We start from the raw sequence: 21,777 nt of genomic DNA on the forward strand, positions 1-21,777 counted from the left end.
CTTCCTGCAACACGGGCTGCGAATAATACGCTAACCCGCCGGAGAGTCAAGGATTAAATCTGAGATTTTTGCCTGAACGCCTCGTGCTGAACGGCGGTTTGCCGTGTCAGTGGAGGCGCATTATAGGGTCTGAGAATCATCTGGCAAGCGTTAAATCGCAATTATTATCTGAACGCTTTATTTTTCGCCAAAACGAGTCTAAATCGACTGTTCTGCGAGCGATACAAAACCAAACTGGCGCAATACCGGCATCAGTTTTTCCGTTTCATCATTAATGCGCGAACAAAAAGCCAAATTGCCTGCTAAATGATTACCGTTTCTGGGAACCTCAGACAACAATGAGGAAACTCGCCGGGCAATGGCTGCGCCAGAATCCACCAGTTGAGTTCCTTCTGGCAGGACAGCCGCTAGCTCTTCTTTCAATAATGGGAAATGAGTACAACCAAGAACAATGGTATCAGGCCGCGATTCGGCATAAATCCACGGGGAAAGAATTTCGCGCAATTCATTAAGGTCAATAACCTCACCGTGAAGCTTTGCTTCTGCAATCACCACCAGACGGGAAGCGCCCATTAACTCAATTTGGCAGTCCTTAGCAAAGCTGGCGATCAGCTCATGCGTATAAGGACGATTGACGGTAAATTTAGTCGCCAACAACCCGACAATACCATTACGGGTCAAGCTAGCCGCCGGTTTAATGGCAGGAACTACGCCAACAATGGGCAAGTTGAAATTTTCACGCAGAGCGGGAAGAGAAATGACGCTCGCCGTATTGCAGGCAATAACAATGATGTCGATTGGATAGCGCTGACAAATCGCCCCGACCATTTTAACCACCCGTTCCACAATAATCTGTTCAGGCTGTTCACCGTAGGGAAAACCCGCGTTATCAAAAGCATATATAACGGATAAATCCGGCATTAGCTGCCGGATTTCCTGATAAACAGAGAGTCCGCCCACACCAGAATCAAAAACTAAAGCTGTTGGCATGCGGGGCTCCTTTGTTAAATAGCCATGGGTTAGAAGGCATAAGTTGCAGTGACATAATACTCCCGCCCTGCAGTTTGGTATTTGTACGCAGTTTCATAATCTCGATCGAATAAATTGGCAACTCGACCCCGAATCGTCAAACGTTCAGTAACAGGGTAAGCCGCCGACACATCTACCGTGCTGTAGCTTGATAAGCGTATTTGCTCATTAGAATAGGCCGAAGTATTGTTGTCATAACGTTTTCCATAATATTGATATGATACATCCATATCTAGACCAAACATATTCCAATCGAGCTGATATTTTGCTTTCTGTTTTGAACGGCGGGCAAGCACTTGATTATCTTTATCACGGCGCGGGTCTAGATATTCCAGCGTCATACGGTGATTCAAGAAGCCAGTAGCGAAGCTACCGGTCCATTCAACGCCTTTAATGGTGGCCGATTCGATATTGGTATATTGGCCGTCATAGGTCACAGGATCGGACTCATAGCCAATCAGATTAGTGATTTTATTTCTGTATCCGGCAAGGCGCCAGTTCAAAGGACCGGTTTCACCTTCTAGTCCGGCTTCCCACTGACGGGATTCTTCCGGTTTCAAGTCATCATTAGATACAATGCCATAACGTGAAGCGCCGTGCAGTTGCCCCAAAGTCGGCGCTAAAAATCCGGTACCATAAGACAGCGTAAAACGATAAGCGGGAATAAATTCCCATGCGACGGCTGACTGCCAGGTTTCATGCCAGCCGAACGCCTGATTTTTATCAGTTCGGAATGCACCTTCCAAGATAAAATCGCCTAATTCCTGCTGCCCCGTCAGGTAAAACCCGGTATTATCGCGCTGATAGCTATCGGTCACACTATTACTTGATGACTCAAGCTGTTCCTGACGCCAGTCGACACCACCACTAATTGCACCACGGCCTAGCGTGTAGCTATTACCCCACTGAATATTGCGTTGCGATGCGTCATCCAGCGAGGTACCGTCGTTATACAACCCATTTTCGCTGTTGTAGTTATAGTCTTTGTATTTTTGGTAGCTCGCGATTAATTGAGAAGAATATTTTCCTTCAAGAAAGCGCAGTCCCATATCGTAATTATGGCTGTATAGCTGGCGTTCATTAGCAGAATCAGGATAAGTCGAGTTGGCATCATATTCACTATTATTGCCATACCCATAGCCACGAACGAAGGCTGAAAACTGAGAGTTAAATTTATGGTCAACGCCGGCCCAGAACGATTTACTTCTGAATCCGTCGCGGTCGCTATCCGGGCCATATGGGGAATAAGGGCTAGTGTTAAAGCCCCGAGTATCCTCAAATGAACCGGCAGCGGTAAGAGTGGTATTTTCAGCCACAGTCTGGCGCACGCTACCGTCATAAAGCTGGTAATGGTTGGAACCTAATCCGGCTTCAACCTTAGCGCCATCAGTATCTGACTGGGTAATGATATTAATGACGCCGCCAATAGCTTCAGAGCCGTAAACCGCAGAACGAGGCCCTCGGATAAACTCCACTTTTTGAATTAATGAAATCGGGATCTGATTAAAGTCGGCAACGCCTACGATGCCGGAAATCGGTACACGAATACCATCAACCAGCACTAATACGTGACGAGCCTCGTTGCCGCGAACATACAGGGTTGCAGCCTGCCCACGGCCACCGCTTTGGGCAATATCAACGCCCGGTAAACGACGCAAAACGTCGCTTATACTTTTAGCCTGCCAGAGTTCAATATCATCACGGTCGACAATATCCATTGGCGCTAAAACGGTGGAAACTGGCTGAGGGAAACGGCTGGCAGTAACCACCAATTTTTCAGGTTCTTCCTGAGCTAATCCTGAGAAAGCCGTAACGGAAAGAGAGGTGAGTAATACTATTTTTTTTGTAGACATAGTGAATAAAGCATCCGACCTTAAGTTGCAGGATGCCGCAAGAAGACAGCACGTAGTACGCGACGGCTGTAATAAATGCGACGGAATTCCGGCAGGTCTTCGGACTTAAGGACAATCACTTAACAACAACTTCCCATCAATATCGACAGTGTCTGCACCGGTTACTCAATGATAATTCAATGAATAATAGTGCGGTTGTAGCTTTCCTATTTACCGCTGCGCGTCAGTTCTGGATTCACACCAGATTCCCTTTTAACTCAGTGTTAAAGAGGCCGGAACCCGCACATGCTACAAGCAATTAGATATAGATGTCTAGACTTCTATTTATTCAAGCTGGGTTGAAACCCGATTATTGGTTGAATAAAGTTCACAATGCTGGACATCACGCCGTCATTCCTTACAATTCCGCCTGAATAAATTAATCTTCCGAATGCAATACCCTGACACCCGAGAATGCGATGACACCAGATAATCTGCCGATAGATCGATATGATGCCCAGCTGACTGAAAAGAGAGAACGCTTAGTCTCTATGATGGCGCCTTACTCAGCGCCGGAACCGGAAGTATTCCGTTCACCGATCGGCCACTATCGCATGCGGGCAGAGTTTAGGATCTGGCACGATGGCGACGAGATTTATCATATTATGTTCGATCAGGGCACCAAACGGCGGCTTCGCGTCGATAGCTTTCCGGCAGCCAGTTTATTGATAAATCAAGTGATGCCGAAGCTACTGCAGGGCATAACGCCGCATAAAGCCCTTCGCCATAAGCTATTCCAAATAGATTATCTGTCGACACTAAGCGGCGAAATTTTGGTGTCATTGCTCTATCATCGCCAATTAGATGAAGCCTGGCAGCGGCTGGCTGAACAGCTTCGCGGCAGCTTACGGGCTGACGGTTTTAATCTGCAATTAATTGGCCGGGCATCCAAGCAAAAAGTATGTTTGGATCGGGACTATGCGGATGAATGCCTGATGGTCAACGGGCGCGGAATGATCTATCGCCAAACAGAGAATAGCTTTACCCAACCCAATGCGGCGGTAAATATTCATATGTTGGAATGGGCGCAGGACGTAACAACCGGCGCTCAGGGAGATTTATTAGAGCTTTACTGTGGCAACGGTAACTTTTCGCTAGCGTTAGCGAAAAATTTTAATCGCGTATTGGCCACTGAAATTGCCAAGCCATCGGTAGCGGCAGCCCAGTTCAATATCACTGCCAACCAGATTAATAACGTACAAATAATACGAATGTCGGCCGAGGAGTTTACTCAGGCGATGCAGGGCATCAGAGAATTTAACCGGTTAAAAGGTATCGATCTTAGCGGGTATCAGTGTGAGACGATTTTTGTCGATCCTCCCCGCAGCGGGCTGGATGCTCAAACTCTCAAGATGGTTCAGGCTTACCCGCGAATACTCTACATTTCCTGCAACCCGGAAACGCTAAGTGATAATTTAGCGACGCTAAGCCAAACGCACAACATCACCAGACTGGCGCTGTTCGATCAATTCCCCTACACCCACCACATGGAATGTGGTGTATTGCTAGAAAAGCGTTAATAACCGGCAATAAAAAACCCCGATATCTATCGGGGTCAGCAAACGTTCATTTAGCGCTATTCTTATTATATTGATGAATTTTTCTATCGGTTAAGACGGTTTATGTTGAGTCAGGTTGAGTTTATAGCCAATCCAGAATACTAACGCAACACATATAATAGTCAGCAGGAAATTAGAACCCAATTCACTGTACTCAGCACGAATGGCTGAACTATAAAGAAAAATACCTAACAGAAAGCAAGACGCAGCTAGTCCGGGTGTCCCTTCGGGCAATGAATAAGTCACATAGCGCTGATATAAACAATAAACAGAAAGGCATAGCGCAATTATCGGGAATATCGAAAAGCTGATAACGGAATCGAACAGCGCGTTAAAGGTTCCGTTAATTGATAAACCGGTAATAAACGCTAATAGCAGCGTACGATAATCTCTGATTACTTTTTCTGTCATCGCAACCTCCCTTCAGGCCATTTATAGCGAAATTATTGTTGCGCCTTTTTCCTGCTCGCGGCGATACCAATAATAAACGCCTTTCGAAATCATACGTAGCTGTAGAACTAACCGTTCTTCCAGCTGCTTTCGTTGGGCCAAGTCAATATCTAAGGCTTCGGCACCGGCACTAAACACGATAGTGACCATCGCTTCTGCCTGCGCCTCAGTAAAACTACGCGGCATCTGATTGGCTGATTCAAGATAGTCAGCCAGCTCAGCAATAAAATGTTGAATTTCCCGGGCCACTGCCGCACGAAACGCAGCAGACGTTCCCGAACGTTCCCTGAGTAACAGGCGAAACGCATTAGGATTATCGCCGATAAATTCCATAAAGGTTGAAACGGACGTGCGAATCACACTGCCACCCCGGGCGATACGCTGGCGAGCCTGGCGCATTAACTGCCGTAGCATTAATCCGCTCTCATCCACCATGGTTAACCCGAGCTCATCAACGTCACGAAAATGGCGATAAAAGGAGGTTGGCGCGATACCGGCTTCACGCGCAACTTCACGCAAGCTTAGGCTAGCAAAACTTCTTTCTGCACTTAGTTGGCTAAACGCGGCCTGAATAAGCGAACGGCGAGTACGTTCTTTCTGTAGTGCCCTTACTCCTATCACACCTTTTTCCTCATCATTTCACCGATCGCAATATTACTCATAATACCCGTCAACGGTTGATCATAAACTGTCTTACAAGGCGATTGCTGCGAAGCAGCTCAAGAACACGACGTTTAAATTTATCGCCCAATTCGTCGAAACAAATCAACCAATACGCTTTTGCTCGGTGTCAATAACGACCGGCATATGCTCACCGATGGTTTTAGCCAGTTGCTCATAGCGAGCCCGAAGTGGAGAACCCGGACGATAGACTAAACCAATCGTTCTTTTTGGCTCGGGCTTATAGCAAGACAGATAGCAAATACCGTCGCGCTCACGCTGAGGAGGCGTAGCCAATAGCGGAAGCAATGTAATACCGCTGGCCGCCGCTACCATGTTACGTAAGGTTTCCAGACTGGTGGCACGAAAGTGTGAATCTTCATCCGCTCCGGCTTCAAAGCAAAATCCCAACGCCTGATCGCGTAAACAGTGACCATCTTCTAGCATCAGCAGCTTCTCGCCGGCCAGCTCAGACATCATCACTTTATCTCTACTGGCCCACGAATGGTCTGAGTATATCGCCAAACGCATTGGTTCATCGTATAGAGGCATTTCAATAAATGATTCTGTTTCTTTAACTAACGCCAGAATTGCACAATCCAGCTTTCCGCTATCTAGCTGAGCTAAAAGCTCTTTTGTCTGAGCTTCATGTAAATACATCTCTAACTTCGGAAACTCTTTGTGCAGCATCGGAATAATATGCGGTAACAAATAAGGAGCCACGGTCGGAATTAAACCAATATGCAGCGGCCCTGACATGGCTTCACCCTGCTGGCTGGCCATCTCCTTTAAAACTTTCACTTCCCGTAAAACTTTTCTGGCCTGATCGACTAGCAACATACCGGCCTGAGTAAATAATACTTTACGGCTAGTACGCTCAAGCAGCATAACGCCCAGTTCATCTTCTAGCTTACGAATTTGTCCACTCAACGTTGGCTGGCTTACATGACAGGAATCAGCCGCCCGCCTGAAGTGACAGTGCTCAGAAAGGGCAACAAGGTATTCCAAATCGCGAATATTCATAGGTCAAACCCTTAATTTTAGATAGATGCTATCAATAGATAGGATAGTGACTAACGATTGTACCTATTAATCTTACCAATGGATAATCCTCATAACGAAAATATGATGCGTAATGAAAAAAAGTTAATACGCACTTTTAAATAACCAAGAGGCGACAAAATGTTTACCACTCAGGAAGGTAAGAACGTACCAAATACCGTTTTTCACACCCGTCAGGGAGACCAATGGATCGACATCACCACAGAAGAACTATTTAAAGACAAAACGGTTATCGTTTTCTCGCTACCGGGCGCATTTACCCCCACCTGTTCTTCTAGCCACTTACCTCGCTATAACGAGCTGACCCCGATATTTAAACAATACGGCGTAGACAGCGTACTGTGCATTTCGGTTAACGATACCTTTGTCATGAACGCATGGAAATCCGATCAACATGCGCAAAATATTACGTTTATTCCTGATGGTAACGGTGAGTTCACTAACGGCATGAATATGCTGGTAGAGAAAGCCGATCTAGGCTTTGGCCCACGTTCATGGCGCTATTCCATGCTGGTTCGTAACGGCATCATCGAAAAAATGTTCGTTGAGCCTAACAAGCCGGGCGACCCGTTTGAAGTGTCTGATGCTGACACCATGCTGAAATATCTCGCTCCGGAATGCCGGCTGCAGGAATCTATTTCACTGCTGACCAAACCCGGCTGCCCGTACTGCGCCAAAGCAAAACAAATGCTACAAGACCGTGGCCTACAGTATGAAGAAATCATTTTAGGTACTGACGCAACAACCGTTAGCCTGCGCGCTATCACCGGTCGCTCCACGGTTCCACAGGTTTACATTGGTGGAAAACATATCGGTGGCAGTGACGATTTAGAAAGTTACTTTACCGCTTAATCGGTGACGGAAAGGACTGTTTGATATCGCTCATAAACAGTTGCCAATGGTAGTTCTTGGCGGACTTTGGTCCGCCTTTTTTAATCGCTATTTCTCTAGAAAGTAGTTGGCAATTCAGCTAACGCCACCAAGAGTATTGTCAGGAGACATCAGGATGAAAGAATTACAGGTCGACGTAGCTGTTATCGGCGGCGGCACTGCGGGGCTAGGAGCCTATCGGGCGGCAAAATGCTTAACGCCGAACGTAGTTATGATCGAAGGCGGCCCTTACGGTACAACCTGTGCCCGCGTTGGCTGCATGCCATCCAAATTGTTAATCGCTGCCGCTGAAGCCGTGCACCAGATTGAACGCGCACCAAAGTTTGGCATTCATCCTCAAGGTGAAATAAAAATCAATGGCCGTGAAGTGATGAGTCGGGTTAAGCGCGAACGCGATCGTTTTGTCGGCTTTGTACTCGAAGGCGTAGATGAAATTCCAGCGCGGGATAAAGTTAGCGGTTATGCCCGTTTTATCGATGATAATACGCTTGAAGTCGGTAACCATACCCGGATTCAGGCAAAACGCATTGTTATCGCCAGTGGTTCACGCCCAGCGTGGCCAGCTGCTTGGAATGCCTTGGGCGATCGCCTGATCGTTAACGATAACGTTTTCGACTGGGATGATTTACCCTCTTCCGTTGCCGTATTCGGCCCCGGCGTTATCGGGTTAGAACTGGGTCAGGCGCTCCATCGGCTGGGCGTTAAAGTCACCATGTTTGGCGTGGGTGGTGGAGTAGGTCCACTGACCGATAGCGCTATTCGCCAATACGCAGCCGACACGTTGAATAATGAATTCTATCTCGACCCGAATGCTAACGTCGATGTTGTTGAACGCCGGGGCGACAGCGTATTTATTCGTTATCACGATCGCAGCGGTCAGGTTCAGGAAATTACCGTCGATTACATGCTGGCGGCCACCGGGCGCCGCCCGAATGTTGATAACATTGGCTTAGAAAACACCACGCTCAAGCTGGATGAGAAAGGCGTTCCGCTAGCCGATGGTTTAACAATGCAAACCAGCGTACCTCATATTTTTATCGCCGGTGATGCCAGCAATCAATTACCGTTACTGCATGAAGCCAGCGATCAGGCTCGTATTGCCGGTGAAAATGCGGGCTCATTCCCAGAAGTATCGCCCGGCCTGCGCCGTAGCCCTATTTCAGTCGTATTCTCAGACCCACAAATCGCTATGGTTGGCTCTACCTACCGTGAACTAAGTCAGAAATTCGGCGCCTGCGGCTGTTTTGAGGTTGGCGAAGTCTCATTTGAGAATCAGGGCCGTTCACGGGTGATGTTGCGCAATAAGGGCTTACTCCATGTTTATGGTGAACAGGGTACAGGCCGTTTCTTGGGCGCTGAGATGATCGGGCCTGACGTAGAGCATATCGCTCATTTACTGGCCTGGGCTCATCAACAGCAAATGACCGTTGAACAAATGCTGGATATGCCGTTTTATCATCCGGTGATTGAAGAAGGGCTGCGCACGGCACTGCGCGATCTGGAAAGTAAATTGCAGCTGGGTCATAGCGAAATTGAACGCTGCCAGCGTTGTCCTGGGGATTAATCACCTAGTGTTTCACTGAACAATAACCATTGTCTTGCTCAGTCGAACTGAAAGAAAGCAAAAATATCTCGAATACCTACAGAACCGACAGGAATGCTTTGGCCGTAGATCACAACCGGAACTCGTTCACGGGTATGATCTACGGACATGTCGGCTCACAACCGTGATCGGCGGTCAGAGACAGCACGTCATCAGGCCGCATTTTTGCCATAATTTCTGGCAGGCGCAGGTAATCAGAGCATTGATGTCGACCCACCCTTCACTATCGAGCGTCAAACCTATAGCTTGCGGCTCATGTCGTAATACATAGCTTAAACTTGCTGGTCTCAATGTGTTGCATACTCATTATTTATCATCCCAATATATTTATAGAACAAATGATATTAAACTCATTTGATAGAAAATTAAGGTGAAAAAACTAACATCAGATTACCCATATTATATTGAACACTTGATTATCATGACGCCAAATCTCCTTCGCGAAATATTCAGCTACTGCAGGCCTCAATCATCAGAATATCTTTAATGTTACAGCAACACTTTAGTGACGATTTTTTATATTTATAAACTGGAGCAAAAATTTACTGTTTACTAGCTCCATTTATTAAATAACGCGGATAAATTAATCCGCATTGATTCTATTAGTAATAATTCTATAAAAATAAATATATATCTACAAAATGTATGTGTACAATTCGGCCGCTTCATATTTTATTAATATTTATTAGGGACAATGTGTTATGAACAAAGTATTAGTAGCTGCGGCCGTATTTGCTGCATTAACGGCGGGCAATATTGCCCATGCAGGTAACCATACTGTAACTCTGGGCTATGCTCAAAGTACCGTTCAGGATTTCGATGATATTGACGGTGTAAACGTAAAATACCGTTACGAGTGGGATTCTCCCGTTAGCATAATTTCATCATTCACTTATATGAGCGGAAATGATGATACTAGCTATTTAGTTACTAGAGACATCATCAATACTCACGCAGAAATTAAGTATTACTCTCTGTCAGTAGGCCCAGCCTATCGCTTTAACGATATGGTCAGTATCTATGGCTTACTCGGCGTTAATCTAAATAAAGTAGACTACTCCTCTTCATGGTTGAACTATAACGGTAGCGGCACCTATCAAAATATGGGTTCGATTAACGGCAGCGAACGTAAAACCTCACTGATGTATGGCGCTGGTTTACAAATCAACGCATGGGAAGGCGTGACGGTAGGCGTCGGCTATGAAGGTTCACAATTAGACGTTGATGGTCAAAATCATTCAATCAATGGATTCAACGTTGGCCTTGGCTATCACTTCTAATAATTGAATTAATGAAGCTCCGGTTAAACCGGAGCTTTTTTGTTTCTGGCTAAAATTTCATATCGAATTGCCTATACCCAAAATAATTCGAGCTGCAGGAAGGCGGTGACGCAGTGAATCCCCTGAAGCTTATTGTAGTTAAGTGACTGGGGTGAGCGAGGAAAGCCAACGCACATGCAGCTTTAAGTATGACGGGTATATAAGTTAGTTATCAAACGTCTCACCTAACGGCTCAGAAATAATTTTAATTTTGAGACTACGCACGATTCAACCCGTTCATTACTGCCACTTTCACCAGCAATGTGGCAACAACACAAAGGTCAACCTGGTGGTTATCATCCAATATCATTGTTCATTTTTCACTCGAAAAAGGATGATATATGACAGCCATACTATCCGAGAACACAAATCAAGACGTTGGATATTCTAAAATAGTCTTTGGTATGCCAGTTAAACTCTTTTGGGGATACGTTGCTATTGCCGTCTTTATGACAGGTGATGGCGTTGAGCTAGCATTCTTATCGAAATACATTATTGAGCTAGGCTTTAGCGTTTCACAAAGCGCGCTGGTTTTTACCGTATATGCAGTTACCGCCGCTATTGCAAGTTGGTTATCCGGGGGAATCAGTGAAATTTATGGGCCGCGTAAGATCATGGCGCTAGGCGTAATATGGTGGGTGGTTTTCCATATTCTATTTGTTAAATTTGGTCTGATGGCTAAAAACTACCAACTAATATTACTCTTCTATGCCATCCGCGGCTTTGCTTATCCATTATTCTTTTATGCCTTCTATGTATTAGTGGTACAGAGAACGCCGGGCCACCGGTTAGCCTCGGCAACCGGCTGGATATGGTCAATGTTCACCATCGGTTACGGCATCGTGGCCTCCTTCTTACCCAGCGTGACTATTCCATTAATCGGCTTTATTAGTACTTTATGGATGTCGTTAGCATGGGTTATTGTCGGTGGATTAATCGCGTTATTCTGTATTAAAGATATTGGCTCAAATAGAGATAGTAAAATTACATTATCCTCAGCAGAAAAAATGAAAGAAATTAGCCGAGGTATTACGCTAATCTTTGAGGATAAGAATATTTCACTGGCGTTGATTATCCGAGTTCTATGTAATTTAGCACTGTTTGGTTTCCCTATATTTATGCCGTTGCATTACACCTCTCAGGGCGTCGGATTTACATCCGAACAGTGGATGCGTATATGGGGTATATTCTTTTTAGTTCAGCCGGTAACTAACGTGCTATGGGGGTTAATCGGCGATAGAATTGGCTGGCTATTCCAAATGCGCTGGGTTGGCTTTTTTGGCTGTACCCTAACTACGCTTATATTCTATTTTCTGCCGCTCTATTTCCCTGGAAACCTAGGAGTAGCAATATTTGGCGCTCTGTTACTGGCTCTGACATTAACCTCATTCGTACCTATGGGTGCAATATTCCCAATGCTGGCCCCGGATCATAAAGGTGCTGCCATTTCGGTTCAGAACTTAGGCGGTGGTATTGGCAATTTTATCGGCCCGGCCGTAGCGACCATATTATTCAGCGCGTCATTTGATATTCAGAGTGTGGTTATTGCCTATTCGGCTTTATATTTTGTTGGCGGAATTTTGACTTACTTTATTCGTAATCCACAGCCAAAAAACCAATTTTAGTCTTAGTTTAAATAATTAGAATTTAACTCATACTTTAAAAAATATTAAGGAATCATATGACAAACCATAATTTATTTAATCTAGACGGACAGGTTGCTATCGTTACGGGAGCATCCGCAGGCATCGGCTTAGCCATATCAGAATTACTGTCGAGCCTGGGCGCTAAAGTGGCCATGGTGGATAAGAACCCGGACGTTGTTACTCAAGCCGAAAAGATGCCAAGCCATTGCCTTGGCATTACTGCCGATCTGTCTGAAATAGACAAAATGCCAGCATTGATCGATCGGGTTGTTAACACGTTTGGCAGACTGGATATATTAGTCAATAACGCAGGCATTGGCATACTGGAGCCGGTACTTGAAGTTAAGCAACAGAGTTGGGATGCTACCTTACTGATAAATTTAACCGCACCTTATTTCCTTTCTCAGGCGGCAGGTAAGGTTATGACGCAGCAAAAATACGGGCGCATCGTCAATATTGCCTCACAGGCCAGCGTGATCGCACTAGAAAACCATGCGGCATACTGCACCAGCAAAGCCGGTTTAGTCATTGCATCAAAAGTATTGGCTGCAGAGTTAGGAAAATATGGTATCACGGTGAATTGTATTTCCCCGACGGTAGTGGAAACCGAATTGGGTAAACGCTATTGGCACGGCGAGCGGGCTGAAGAGATGAAAGCGAAGATCCCGGTCGGGCGCTTCGCTACGCCGGAAGAAATCGCATCCGCGGTGGCTTACTTGATAAGCAAACAGGCAGGGATTATTACCGGTGAAAATATGATTATTGACGGAGGCTATACCATTATTTAACGGTCACTATAGGTCATATTTTCCGTAGAATTTAGCGGGCAAATAACGTAGTTATTTGCCCGCATTTAATTGACCAGTTAAAACTAAATATCTAACCGGGTCTTAGCCGCATCAATTGCGCTAGCAACCTGCTCGGGGCCTACACCGCCTTTAGCACAGCGTTTTTCCAGACAGGACTTTAGCGACAGCGCCGAATAAACATCGTCCTCAATTGCCGGATTAAACTGCTTCAGCTGAGCCAGTGAAAGCGCTTCTAATGCCTTGCCCTGCGAAATAGCTTCCAGTACCGCGGAGCCAACAATATGGTGGGCTTCACGAAACGGAATACCTTTAGCAACCAGATAGTCTGCCAGCTCAGTCGCATTAGCATAACCTTGCTGAGCCGCTTCCTGACAGCGCGAACGCTTAATCTGAATGCCGTCCAGCACCAACACCGCCATATGCAGACAGTCTAACCAAGTATCTAGTGCGTCAAAGATGCCCTCTTTGTCTTCCTGCATATCTTTGTTGTAAGCCAGAGGAAGGCCTTTTAACGTCATCATCATGCCGGTCAATGCGCCCTGAACCCGGCCACATTTTCCGCGAATGAGTTCCAGTGCATCCGGGTTTTTCTTCTGCGGCATCAGAGATGAGCCAGACGTCACGCGGTCCGACAGTTCGATAAACCCGGCTTCACCGGTATTAAAGAAAATCAGATCTTCAGCAAAGCGTGACAGGTGCACCATACTGATAGAGGCATCGGACAGCAGCTCCAGAACGTGGTCACGGTCCGATACGCTGTCCAAACTATTTCGAGTTGCGGCGCTGAAGCCTAACCAACCCGCAAGCAGATCGCGATCGATCTCATAAGCCGTTCCGGCCAGCGCACCGCTGCCTAACGGACTGGTGTCCATGCGCTTTAACGCATCCTGTAAACGACTTTCATCACGAGCCAGCATTTCAACGTAGGCCATGCACCAGTGGGCAAAAGTCACCGGCTGAGCCCGCTGTAAGTGGGTGTAACCGGGCATAACGGCATCCTGATTCTGCTCAGCGGTAATGACCAGAGCCTGTTGCAGTTCTTTAACGCCCTGAAGCAGTAAACCCACCTGCATTTTGCACCACAGCTTAAGGTCAGTGGCTACCTGATCGTTACGGCTGCGCCCGGTATGTAATTTCTTACCGAGGTCACCCACTTTACCAATCAGCTTTTGCTCAACCCAGCTGTGAATATCTTCGGCATCACTGGCAAGGATAGCATCAGGATCCGCCTGAACTTCAGTCAGTAATTCATCCAGTGCCTGTTCGAGTTTTTGTTGTTCTTGCGAACTTAACACGCTGACGGTTACTAACGCTTTCGACCACGCCACGGAGGCAATGATATCCTGCTCGGCTAAGCGATAGTCAAAACGCAGTGAATCATTAAACAGCTTAAAGCGCCGATCTGCCGCCTGACTGAATCTGCCACCCCACAATGCCATACCTTTCTACTCCTAAAAAATCAGGGCGATATCATAATCGCCCTTGGCTTTACGCTATAAACCGTAGTGTATAGCTTATGTGAACTACTCATCCATACAGAATAACGTTTCATCAGATAAACGTTAACTATTTTATGAATTAGTTAGTCTTTAGCTCATTCAACGCACGAATACGTGAAGATAAAGAGAACAGGCGAATAAACCCACCCGCATGGCTGTGGTCATAAACTTCATCTTCGCCGAAGGTCGCAAACTCTTCAGAGTACAGGCTGTTTGGTGATTTTTTCTGAATCGCCGTCGCCTGACCTTTATATAGCTTAACCACGACTTCGCCGTTAATGTCCTGAGCCAGCGACTCTGCCGCCGCCTGTAGCGATCTGCGCAATGGTGCGAACCAACGGCCATCGTATACCACATAGGCCATTTCTAGGCCGAGCTGCTCACGCCATTTGAAACTATCGCGATCCAAAACCAGTTGCTCGACGCCGCGCAGCGCGGTCACCATAATGGTGCCGCCCGGGGTTTCGTAGCAACCGCGGGACTTAATGCCCACCAGACGGTTTTCAACAATATCAATACGGCCAATACCGTGTTTCGCACCCAGCTCGTTTAACGCTTCCAAACACTTGAACGGGCTCATGGCTTTACCGTTTACCGCGGTCACTTTACCTTTCTCAACGGTAACGGTAACCAGCTCAGCCCGATCCGGTGCATCTTCAGGGGCTACGGTCCACACCCAACAGTCTTGATTCGACGCATTCCAAGGCGTTTCTAGCACCCCACCTTCGGTAGAAATATGCCATGCGTTTTCATCACGGCTGTAGATTTTCTCTAACGATGCCGTGGTCGGAATATTACGCTCTTTCAGGTAATCGAGCAGAGCTTCACGAGAGCGCAAATTCCACTCACGCCATGGAGCAACCACTTTAAGATGAGGGGCCAGCGCCGTATAGGTAGTTTCAAAACGCACCTGATCGTTACCTTTACCGGTTGCACCGTGGCACAAAGCATCGGCACCCAGCTTAAGAGCCAGCTCAACCTGCGCTTTGGCAATTAGCGGACGGGCCATTGACGTGCCCAGCAAATAACTACCTTCATACAGCGCACCGGTTTGCAGAACGGGATAAACATACTCGCTGATGAACTCTTCACGCAGGTCAACAACGTAGCAGGATGATGCCCCGGAGTTCAGCGCCTTTTGCTCTACGCCGTCTAAATCTGCTCGTTCTTGCCCAATATCGGCAACGAAGGCAATCACTTCACATCCACCGTAGTTTTCTTTCAACCATGGAATAATCGCCGATGTGTCGAGGCCACCTGAATATGCTAAAACAATTTTCTTAATACCTTGGTTATTCATCACTATTTCCTCGATCGCTAGTCTGAAATTTATTGAGTCACTAACTATTCTATTGATTAAAAGATAAACGCTATTCTCTGCCCGACTAAGCCAATATTCGGGTTCCCACCGGCACGCCGTTAAATAGCGCGGGTAACTGCTCAGCGTTACGCCAACTGGCTATATCCACGGGGCGGCCTAAGGTACGGGCCGCATCAAGTGCTGCATTAACCTTGATAATCATGCCGTCGGTAATAATTCCCTGATCGATCAGCTTCTGGGCTTTATCGGCGGTCATTTCGGTAATGCGCTGGCCTTTACCATCGAGAATACCGCTAACGTCAGACAACAGAACCAAATCGGCGCTTAACGTTGCCGCTAATGCGGTCGCAGCTTGATCGGCATTAACGTTCATTAACGCCCCTTCGGGCGTAATGCCAATCGAGCTAATAATCGGTAAATAGCCGGCGGCTAGCAGGGTTTCAATGAACTTTTTACTACCCGCTTTAGCTTCACCAACGTGGCCTAAATCGCCCGACAGCTGGCTGACTTCAACCATATCGCCGTCCGCAAGACACAGCCCTACCGAGCTGATTTTATGTTTTTTTGCAACGGCTAATAGGGTCTTATTCGCCGTCCCGGCCAGCGCGCCGGTAATGGTGCCGATTTGATCTTCTGGCGTAACCCGCAGGCCATTTCTTCTGATAACCGGCAGGGCCAGCTTTTTCATCAGTTCGTCAACCAGACAGCCACCGCCGTGCACAATCAGCATATTCCGCGAGCTCTTTTGCTTATAGCATGCCAGCGCAACAAACAGACGTTCCATTGCTTCATCGCTATCGAGCAGTGCGCCACCGAGTTTAATAATTAACGGATTCATCCTTTTTCTCCCTAGAGTAAGGATTGGGTTTCACTAAAGCCAAACCGCAGGTTCATACACTGTACCGCCTGCGCGGCGGCGCCTTTTAGTAGATTATCTTCCGCGGCCACCACAATAATATGCTGGCCATTAACGGCAAAACCGATATCGCAGAAGGGCTGCCCAATAACCGACTTCAGTGCCGGAAGGTTTTTCTCATACACCCGGACCAACGGTTTATTGTGATAAGCGTTGTGAAACGCACGCTTAATCTCTGGCTCCCCAATATCTACTTTTAGCTTACAGGTAATCGTCGCCAATATTCCTCTTGGGAAGTTACCCAGATGAGGAGTAAAAATGACCGGAATACCCAAATGAGTAGAAATTTCTGGCTGATGGCGATGGGTAAACACGCCATAAGGCTGCAAACTCACTTCGCAGAAACTGGTGGTCATACTGGCTTTACGCCCCGCACCGCTAACGCCGCTGACGGCATTAATCACTGGCCACTGCTGTTTATCTAATAATCCGGCTTCGACCAGCGGTTTTAGCGCCAGCTGAGAAGCGGTCGGATAACAGCCCGCAACGGCTATCAGCCGGGCTTGTTTGATTTTGTCTGCATTCCACTCAGCCAAACCGTAAGCCGCCTGCTTTAACAGATCGCTATGCTGATGAGTGAAACCATAATATTGAGTATAAAATTCAGCCCGATCGACACGGAAAGCCCCCGACAGATCGATAACTACGCAACCGGCGGCCAGAAACTGAGGAGCAAGATCGTGGCTTACTTGGTGATCGGTAGCCAAAAACACCACGTCAACGCCCTTGGCCGCTTCTGCCACATCGCTCAACGGCTGCAAAGGGAGATCGACCAATCCTTTTAGCTGAGGATGCAAATCTGAAAAGATTTTCCCGGCATCAGCGCTGTGTGCTGACACCATCAAACCGACAATGTTTATTTCAGGATGACGCCTTAAGTAAGCTGCCAGTTCTGCACCGGTATAACCACTTGCGCCGACAATCAGTGTATCTAGCATAAAAATGACCTAGTTAAGTGCGCACATCGCCTGATATCAATATTGGCAGTACCGATTGATAACGTTTATTGATAAAGACAGAGCGCATACGGTAATGTGAACTAATTAATGCTTAAGGTACGAAATTCTGTTCCCTTAGACAATCCTTTATTGTATTTTTATGCAAAATAAATGAATTTATATTGAAAATTCACCCAAATAGGCCGCTACTTGTGAATAAAACATTACCTCCGTTTATCGAGCTGTATAGCAAACTGATAGCCATTCCCAGCATCAGCGCTACCGATGCCGCACTCGACCAAAGTAATGAAACACTGATTAACCTACTGGCGGAATGGTTTACAACACTAGGGTTCAAGGTTGAAGTTCAGCCGGTGCCCGGTACCCGTAATAAATTCAACCTACTGGCATCAATAGGCGAAGGCCCCGGCGGGCTGCTGTTATGCGGTCATACCGATACCGTACCTTTTGATGACGGCCAATGGACTCGCGATCCGTTTACCCTAACGGAGCATAACAATAGGCTTTATGGATTGGGCAGCGCCGATATGAAGGGATTCTTTGCCTTTATACTTGATGCGCTAAGGGATATTGATAGCAAACGGCTGCTCAAACCGCTGCACATTCTGGCCACCGCCGATGAAGAAACCTCGATGGCCGGTGCCCGATACTTCACCGCCACCAGCCATTTAAAACCCGACGGTGCCATTATTGGTGAACCAACTTCGCTGCGGCCAATCCGGGCCCATAAAGGGCATATTTCCAACGCAGTACGTATTACCGGGCAATCAGGACATTCCAGCGATCCGTCGCGCGGCGTTAACGCCATTGAGCTAATGCACGACGCCATCAGCCATTTGAAGCTACTACGAGACGATTTAAAACAGCGCTATCACCACGATGCGTTTACCATACCTTATCCAACCATGAACTTTGGCCATATTCACGGCGGCGATGCCCCTAACCGGATTTGCGCCTGCTGTGAGCTACACTTAGACATTCGCCCGCTACCGGGCCTGACGCTCAATGACCTAGACGAATTGGTCAATAGCGCATTAGCGCCGGTAAGCACCCGCTGGCCGGGCCGGATTGACATAGGGCCTCTGCATGAGCCCATTCCAGGCTATGAATGTGCCGCAGACAGTCCGCTAATTCAGGCGGTGGAGAAACTAGTGGGAGCCCAAGCCGATGTGGCTAACTACTGTACTGAAGCACCGTTTATACAGCAGATATGCCCCACTTTAGTTCTGGGCCCGGGTTCAATTGAACAGGCTCACCAGCCTGATGAATTTTTGGCAACGTCATTTATACAGCCAACCCGCCAATTACTGACACAGGTTATCCAGCATTTTTGTACCACGGCAAAATAAAAAAGCTGGCGTAATTACGGGTTTTTCAGAAATAGTCGTGTAGCAAACTCAACGGATTCAACAAAAACAAGGCAGTACTCATTTTGTGTGATACAACTCTACTTTAGCGAAAATAGCAGAGTTCTCATGAACCAGGCAGGAGACATATGAACGAACAATATTCAGCAATGAGAAGCAATGTCAGCATGCTTGGCACACTTCTCGGTGACACTATCAAAGAAGCGTTGGGAGAAGGCATTCTGGAGAAGGTAGAGACCATCCGGAAATTGTCTAAATCATCCAGAGCCGGTAATGACACCAACCGTCAGGCATTGCTTTCAACCCTACAAAACCTGTCTAACGATCAGCTCTTGCCCGTCGCCAGAGCGTTTAACCAGTTTCTGAACTTTGCCAATACCGCGGAGCAATACCACAGTATTTCTTCTCACGGTGAAGCGACGAATAATCCGGTGGTATTTGCCAATCTGTTCAACAAGCTAAGAGAACAAAATCTGACCGATGATAAGATTCGACAGGCCGTTGAGCAGCTCTCTATTGAGTTAGTACTTACTGCGCACCCCACTGAAATTGCCCGCCGCACCATGATCCACAAGCTGGTTGAAGTCAACAATTGCCTGAGCCAGCTGGATCATAACGATCTGGCTGACTACGAGCATGACAAGATTATGCGTCGCCTGCGTCAGCTAGTCGCACAATCCTGGCATACGGATGAAATCAGAAAGATTCGCCCGTCGCCGGTTGATGAGGCTAAATGGGGCTTTGCCGTGGTAGAAAACAGCCTGTGGGAAGGCGTTCCCGCCTTCATGCGTGAATTTAATGACCAACTGGTCGACGCGCTCGGCTATAACCTGCCTGTCGAGGCCGTTCCGGTCCGCTTTACCTCATGGATGGGCGGTGACCGTGACGGTAACCCAAACGTCACGGCTAAAATTACTGAACACGTCATGCTGTATAGCCGCTGGAAGGCCGCTGAACTGTTCCTGAAGGACATTCAGGTTCTGGTTTCGGAGCTCTCCATGTCAGACTGTACGCCGGAGCTAAGAGAAATGGCCGGCGGCGATGACGTGGTTGAACCTTACCGTGAACTGATGAAACGGCTGCGTACTCGGTTAATGAGTACTCACAATTATCTAACCGCCCGCTTAAACGGCGAACGCGTCAACTGTCCTGACGATGTACTGATTTATAACCATCAGCTCTGGGATCCGCTATACGCCTGTTATCAATCTCTGCGCGACAGCGGCATGGGAATTATCGCTAACGGCCAATTGCTGGATACCTTACGCCGCATCGGCTGCTTCGGTTTACCGTTGGTACGCATTGATATCCGTCAGGAAAGCACCCGCCACAGCGATGCGCTGTCTGAACTGACGCAGTATCTTGAGCTAGGTCATTTCAGCGAGTGGACAGAAAAAGAAAAGCAAGAATTTTTGGTTAACGAACTTCAGTCTAAACGACCGCTGCTGCCTCGAGACTGGCAGCCAAGCGCCGATACGCAAGAAGTGCTCGATACCTGTAAAGTCGTGGCTAAAGCCCCAGAAGGCTCAATTGCCGCCTACGTAATATCTATGGCCCGCACGCCTTCCGACGTGCTGGCTGTACACCTGCTGTTAAAAGAGGCGGGCTGTACTTTCCCCCTGCCCGTTTGCCCGCTGTTTGAAACGTTGGAAGATTTAAATAATGCCAACGATGTCATGACCCAATTGCTGAATATTCAATGGTATCGCAACTTTATCGGCAATAAGCAGATGGTGATGATCGGTTACTCCGACTCCTCTAAAGATGCCGGCGTGCTGGCGGCGTCTTGGGCGCAATACTATGCGCAGGAAGCCCTGATTAAAACCTGTGATGCTGCTGGCGTTGACCTCACGCTATTCCACGGCCGTGGCGGAACCATCGGTCGCGGCGGTGCACCGGCCCACGATGCATTACTGTCACAGCCGCCGGGATCGCTAAAAGGCGGCCTGCGCGTTACGGAACAGGGCGAGATGATCCGCTTTAAGTTCGGTCTGCCGGAAGTGACGCTGAGCAGCCTTTCTAGCTATGCCAGTGCCATTCTTGAAGCTAACCTGCTACCGCCACCGGCGCCTAAGCAAGAGTGGCGCAACCTGATGGATGAGCTTTCTGACGTTTCCTGTCGGGAATATCGCGATATCGTGCGCGAAGAGCCTGACTTTGTTCCTTACTTCCGCTCGGCAACGCCGGAACTTGAACTGAGTAAGCTACCGCTCGGTTCACGCCCGGCTAAACGTAAGCCAAACGGCGGCGTAGAAAGCCTGCGCGCCATTCCTTGGATCTTCGCATGGACACAGAACCGACTGATGCTACCGGCATGGTTAGGTGCAGGTACGGGCTTACAGCACGCAATTAAACACGGTAAACAGCAGCAGTTAGCAGAAATGTATCGCGACTGGCCATTCTTTAATACGCGTATCAATATGTTAGAGATGGTCTACGCCAAAGCGGATCTGTGGTTGGCCGAATATTACGATCAGCGTTTAGTCGATAAGTCGCTCTGGCCTTTGGGTAAGAAGCTACGTTCACTGCTGGCCGAGGATATAAAAGTAGTGCTGGCTCTGGCTAACGACCAGCATCTGATGGAAAAAATGCCGTGGATTGCCGAGTCGATCGCACTGCGTAACGTCTACACCGATCCGTTAAACGTTTTACAAGCGGAACTGCTTCACCGTTCACGCCAGCAAGAAACGCCGGATCCGCGGGTAGAACAAGCCCTGATGGTAACAATCGCCGGTATCGCCGCCGGTATGCGCAATACCGGTTAGCGCAACCGTAAGCGATAAAAAATGCCGCGA

18 protein-coding genes and 1 riboswitch are annotated in these 21,777 nt (G+C 47.6%); of the genes, 8 read left to right on the forward strand and 10 right to left on the reverse strand.

What is annotated here, in order from left to right:
- Positions 1-198: 198 nt before the first annotated feature.
- Both murI and btuB read right to left on the reverse strand, forming a co-directional pair.
- Entirely contained in the window at positions 199-990 is a 792-nt protein-coding gene (murI, locus tag GVI43_RS12285; protein ID WP_159567154.1) for a glutamate racemase, read from the reverse strand.
- Positions 991-1,019: 29 nt separating this feature from the next.
- Positions 1,020-2,882, reverse strand: a complete 1,863-nt coding sequence (gene btuB, locus GVI43_RS12290) for a TonB-dependent vitamin B12 receptor BtuB (protein ID WP_159567155.1) — start codon at positions 2,880-2,882, stop codon at positions 1,020-1,022.
- 73 nt (positions 2,883-2,955) lie between these two features.
- Positions 2,956-3,174: riboswitch (cobalamin riboswitch) on the reverse strand.
- 166 nt (positions 3,175-3,340) lie between these two features.
- Between btuB and trmA the strand changes: the two genes are divergently transcribed.
- Positions 3,341-4,441, forward strand: a complete 1,101-nt coding sequence (gene trmA / locus GVI43_RS12295) for a tRNA (uridine(54)-C5)-methyltransferase TrmA (protein ID WP_159567156.1) — start codon at positions 3,341-3,343, stop codon at positions 4,439-4,441.
- A 90-nt stretch (positions 4,442-4,531) separates the two neighbouring features.
- Here trmA and GVI43_RS12300 read toward each other — a convergent pair whose 3' ends face one another.
- The 3 genes from GVI43_RS12300 to oxyR form a co-directional block, all read right to left on the reverse strand.
- Positions 4,532-4,891 (reverse strand): YijD family membrane protein, encoded by a 360-nt coding sequence (locus tag GVI43_RS12300; protein ID WP_159567157.1) that lies wholly within the window; start codon positions 4,889-4,891, stop codon positions 4,532-4,534.
- A gap of 21 nt (positions 4,892-4,912) precedes the next feature.
- Positions 4,913-5,548 (reverse strand): HTH-type transcriptional repressor FabR, encoded by a 636-nt coding sequence (fabR, locus tag GVI43_RS12305; RefSeq protein WP_170324332.1) that lies wholly within the window; start codon positions 5,546-5,548, stop codon positions 4,913-4,915.
- 147 nt (positions 5,549-5,695) lie between these two features.
- Complete coding sequence (oxyR, locus tag GVI43_RS12310) at positions 5,696-6,613, reverse strand: DNA-binding transcriptional regulator OxyR (RefSeq protein ID WP_159567159.1); 918 nt, start codon at positions 6,611-6,613, stop codon at positions 5,696-5,698.
- A gap of 159 nt (positions 6,614-6,772) precedes the next feature.
- Here oxyR and GVI43_RS12315 point away from each other — a divergent pair, with 159 nt between their 5' ends.
- Positions 6,773-7,504, forward strand: a complete 732-nt coding sequence (locus tag GVI43_RS12315; RefSeq protein WP_159567160.1) for a glutathione peroxidase — start codon at positions 6,773-6,775, stop codon at positions 7,502-7,504.
- A gap of 154 nt (positions 7,505-7,658) precedes the next feature.
- Positions 7,659-9,107, forward strand: a complete 1,449-nt coding sequence (locus tag GVI43_RS12320; protein WP_159567161.1) for a dihydrolipoyl dehydrogenase — start codon at positions 7,659-7,661, stop codon at positions 9,105-9,107.
- A gap of 174 nt (positions 9,108-9,281) precedes the next feature.
- Here GVI43_RS12320 and GVI43_RS15990 read toward each other — a convergent pair whose 3' ends face one another.
- On the reverse strand, positions 9,282-9,437 hold the full coding sequence (locus GVI43_RS15990; protein ID WP_343032123.1) for an RNA 2'-phosphotransferase: 156 nt from the start codon (positions 9,435-9,437) through the stop codon (positions 9,282-9,284).
- Between the two features lie 410 nt (positions 9,438-9,847).
- Between GVI43_RS15990 and GVI43_RS12330 the strand changes: the two genes are divergently transcribed.
- The 3 genes from GVI43_RS12330 to GVI43_RS12340 all read left to right on the forward strand — a co-directional run bounded on the left by GVI43_RS12330 (position 9,848) and on the right by GVI43_RS12340 (position 12,899).
- Positions 9,848-10,426: an Ail/Lom family outer membrane beta-barrel protein gene (locus GVI43_RS12330; protein WP_159567162.1), complete on the forward strand. Its 579-nt coding sequence runs from the start codon at positions 9,848-9,850 to the stop codon at positions 10,424-10,426.
- A gap of 380 nt (positions 10,427-10,806) precedes the next feature.
- A complete protein-coding gene (locus GVI43_RS12335) occupies positions 10,807-12,090 on the forward strand; it encodes an MFS transporter (RefSeq protein WP_159567163.1) in 1,284 nt (427 codons plus the stop codon).
- Positions 12,091-12,146: 56 nt separating this feature from the next.
- On the forward strand, positions 12,147-12,899 hold the full coding sequence (locus GVI43_RS12340) for a GolD/DthD family dehydrogenase (protein ID WP_159567164.1): 753 nt from the start codon (positions 12,147-12,149) through the stop codon (positions 12,897-12,899).
- Positions 12,900-12,982: 83 nt separating this feature from the next.
- Here the strand turns inward: GVI43_RS12340 and argH are convergent, their stop codons facing one another.
- The 4 genes from argH to argC all read right to left on the reverse strand — a co-directional run bounded on the left by argH (position 12,983) and on the right by argC (position 17,594).
- Positions 12,983-14,359: an argininosuccinate lyase gene (gene argH, locus GVI43_RS12345; protein ID WP_159567165.1), complete on the reverse strand. Its 1,377-nt coding sequence runs from the start codon at positions 14,357-14,359 to the stop codon at positions 12,983-12,985.
- A gap of 139 nt (positions 14,360-14,498) precedes the next feature.
- Complete coding sequence (locus GVI43_RS12350; protein ID WP_159567166.1) at positions 14,499-15,719, reverse strand: argininosuccinate synthase; 1,221 nt, start codon at positions 15,717-15,719, stop codon at positions 14,499-14,501.
- 85 nt (positions 15,720-15,804) lie between these two features.
- Positions 15,805-16,578 carry an acetylglutamate kinase gene (argB, locus tag GVI43_RS12355; RefSeq protein ID WP_159567167.1) on the reverse strand — a complete coding sequence of 258 codons (774 nt, stop codon included), beginning with the start codon at positions 16,576-16,578 and terminating at the stop codon, positions 15,805-15,807.
- Between the two features lie 11 nt (positions 16,579-16,589).
- The gene (argC, locus tag GVI43_RS12360) at positions 16,590-17,594 is read right to left on the reverse strand and encodes an N-acetyl-gamma-glutamyl-phosphate reductase (RefSeq protein WP_159567168.1); all 1,005 of its coding nucleotides are present in this window, start codon (positions 17,592-17,594) and stop codon (positions 16,590-16,592) included.
- A 212-nt stretch (positions 17,595-17,806) separates the two neighbouring features.
- On the opposite strand from argC, the gene argE reads away from it, so the two are divergent.
- The gene (gene argE, locus GVI43_RS12365) at positions 17,807-18,964 is read left to right on the forward strand and encodes an acetylornithine deacetylase (RefSeq protein ID WP_159567169.1); all 1,158 of its coding nucleotides are present in this window, start codon (positions 17,807-17,809) and stop codon (positions 18,962-18,964) included.
- A 146-nt stretch (positions 18,965-19,110) separates the two neighbouring features.
- A complete protein-coding gene (ppc, locus tag GVI43_RS12370; RefSeq protein WP_159567170.1) occupies positions 19,111-21,747 on the forward strand; it encodes a phosphoenolpyruvate carboxylase in 2,637 nt (878 codons plus the stop codon).
- Positions 21,748-21,777: the final 30 nt, after the last annotated feature.

Source organism: Budvicia diplopodorum (genome assembly GCF_009800925.1).
Taxonomy (GTDB): domain Bacteria; phylum Pseudomonadota; class Gammaproteobacteria; order Enterobacterales; family Enterobacteriaceae; genus Budvicia; species Budvicia diplopodorum.

Excerpts from the sequence above, each read along its gene's own strand:
- argB (WP_159567167.1), bottom strand. The coding sequence starts at position 16,578 with ATGAATCCGTTAATTATTAAACTCGGTGGCGCACTGCTCGATAGCGAT.
- trmA (WP_159567156.1), top strand. The coding sequence starts at position 3,341 with ATGACACCAGATAATCTGCCGATAGATCGATATGATGCCCAGCTGACT.
- GVI43_RS12300 (WP_159567157.1), bottom strand. The coding sequence starts at position 4,891 with ATGACAGAAAAAGTAATCAGAGATTATCGTACGCTGCTATTAGCGTTT.
- murI (WP_159567154.1), bottom strand. The coding sequence starts at position 990 with ATGCCAACAGCTTTAGTTTTTGATTCTGGTGTGGGCGGACTCTCTGTT.
- GVI43_RS12320 (WP_159567161.1), top strand. The coding sequence starts at position 7,659 with ATGAAAGAATTACAGGTCGACGTAGCTGTTATCGGCGGCGGCACTGCG.
- GVI43_RS12315 (WP_159567160.1), top strand. The coding sequence starts at position 6,773 with ATGTTTACCACTCAGGAAGGTAAGAACGTACCAAATACCGTTTTTCAC.
- argH (WP_159567165.1), bottom strand. The coding sequence starts at position 14,359 with ATGGCATTGTGGGGTGGCAGATTCAGTCAGGCGGCAGATCGGCGCTTT.
- GVI43_RS12335 (WP_159567163.1), top strand. The coding sequence starts at position 10,807 with ATGACAGCCATACTATCCGAGAACACAAATCAAGACGTTGGATATTCT.
- argC (WP_159567168.1), bottom strand. The coding sequence starts at position 17,594 with ATGCTAGATACACTGATTGTCGGCGCAAGTGGTTATACCGGTGCAGAA.
- GVI43_RS12340 (WP_159567164.1), top strand. The coding sequence starts at position 12,147 with ATGACAAACCATAATTTATTTAATCTAGACGGACAGGTTGCTATCGTT.
- GVI43_RS12330 (WP_159567162.1), top strand. The coding sequence starts at position 9,848 with ATGAACAAAGTATTAGTAGCTGCGGCCGTATTTGCTGCATTAACGGCG.
- ppc (WP_159567170.1), top strand. The coding sequence starts at position 19,111 with ATGAACGAACAATATTCAGCAATGAGAAGCAATGTCAGCATGCTTGGC.
- btuB (WP_159567155.1), bottom strand. The coding sequence starts at position 2,882 with ATGTCTACAAAAAAAATAGTATTACTCACCTCTCTTTCCGTTACGGCT.
- GVI43_RS12350 (WP_159567166.1), bottom strand. The coding sequence starts at position 15,719 with ATGAATAACCAAGGTATTAAGAAAATTGTTTTAGCATATTCAGGTGGC.
- oxyR (WP_159567159.1), bottom strand. The coding sequence starts at position 6,613 with ATGAATATTCGCGATTTGGAATACCTTGTTGCCCTTTCTGAGCACTGT.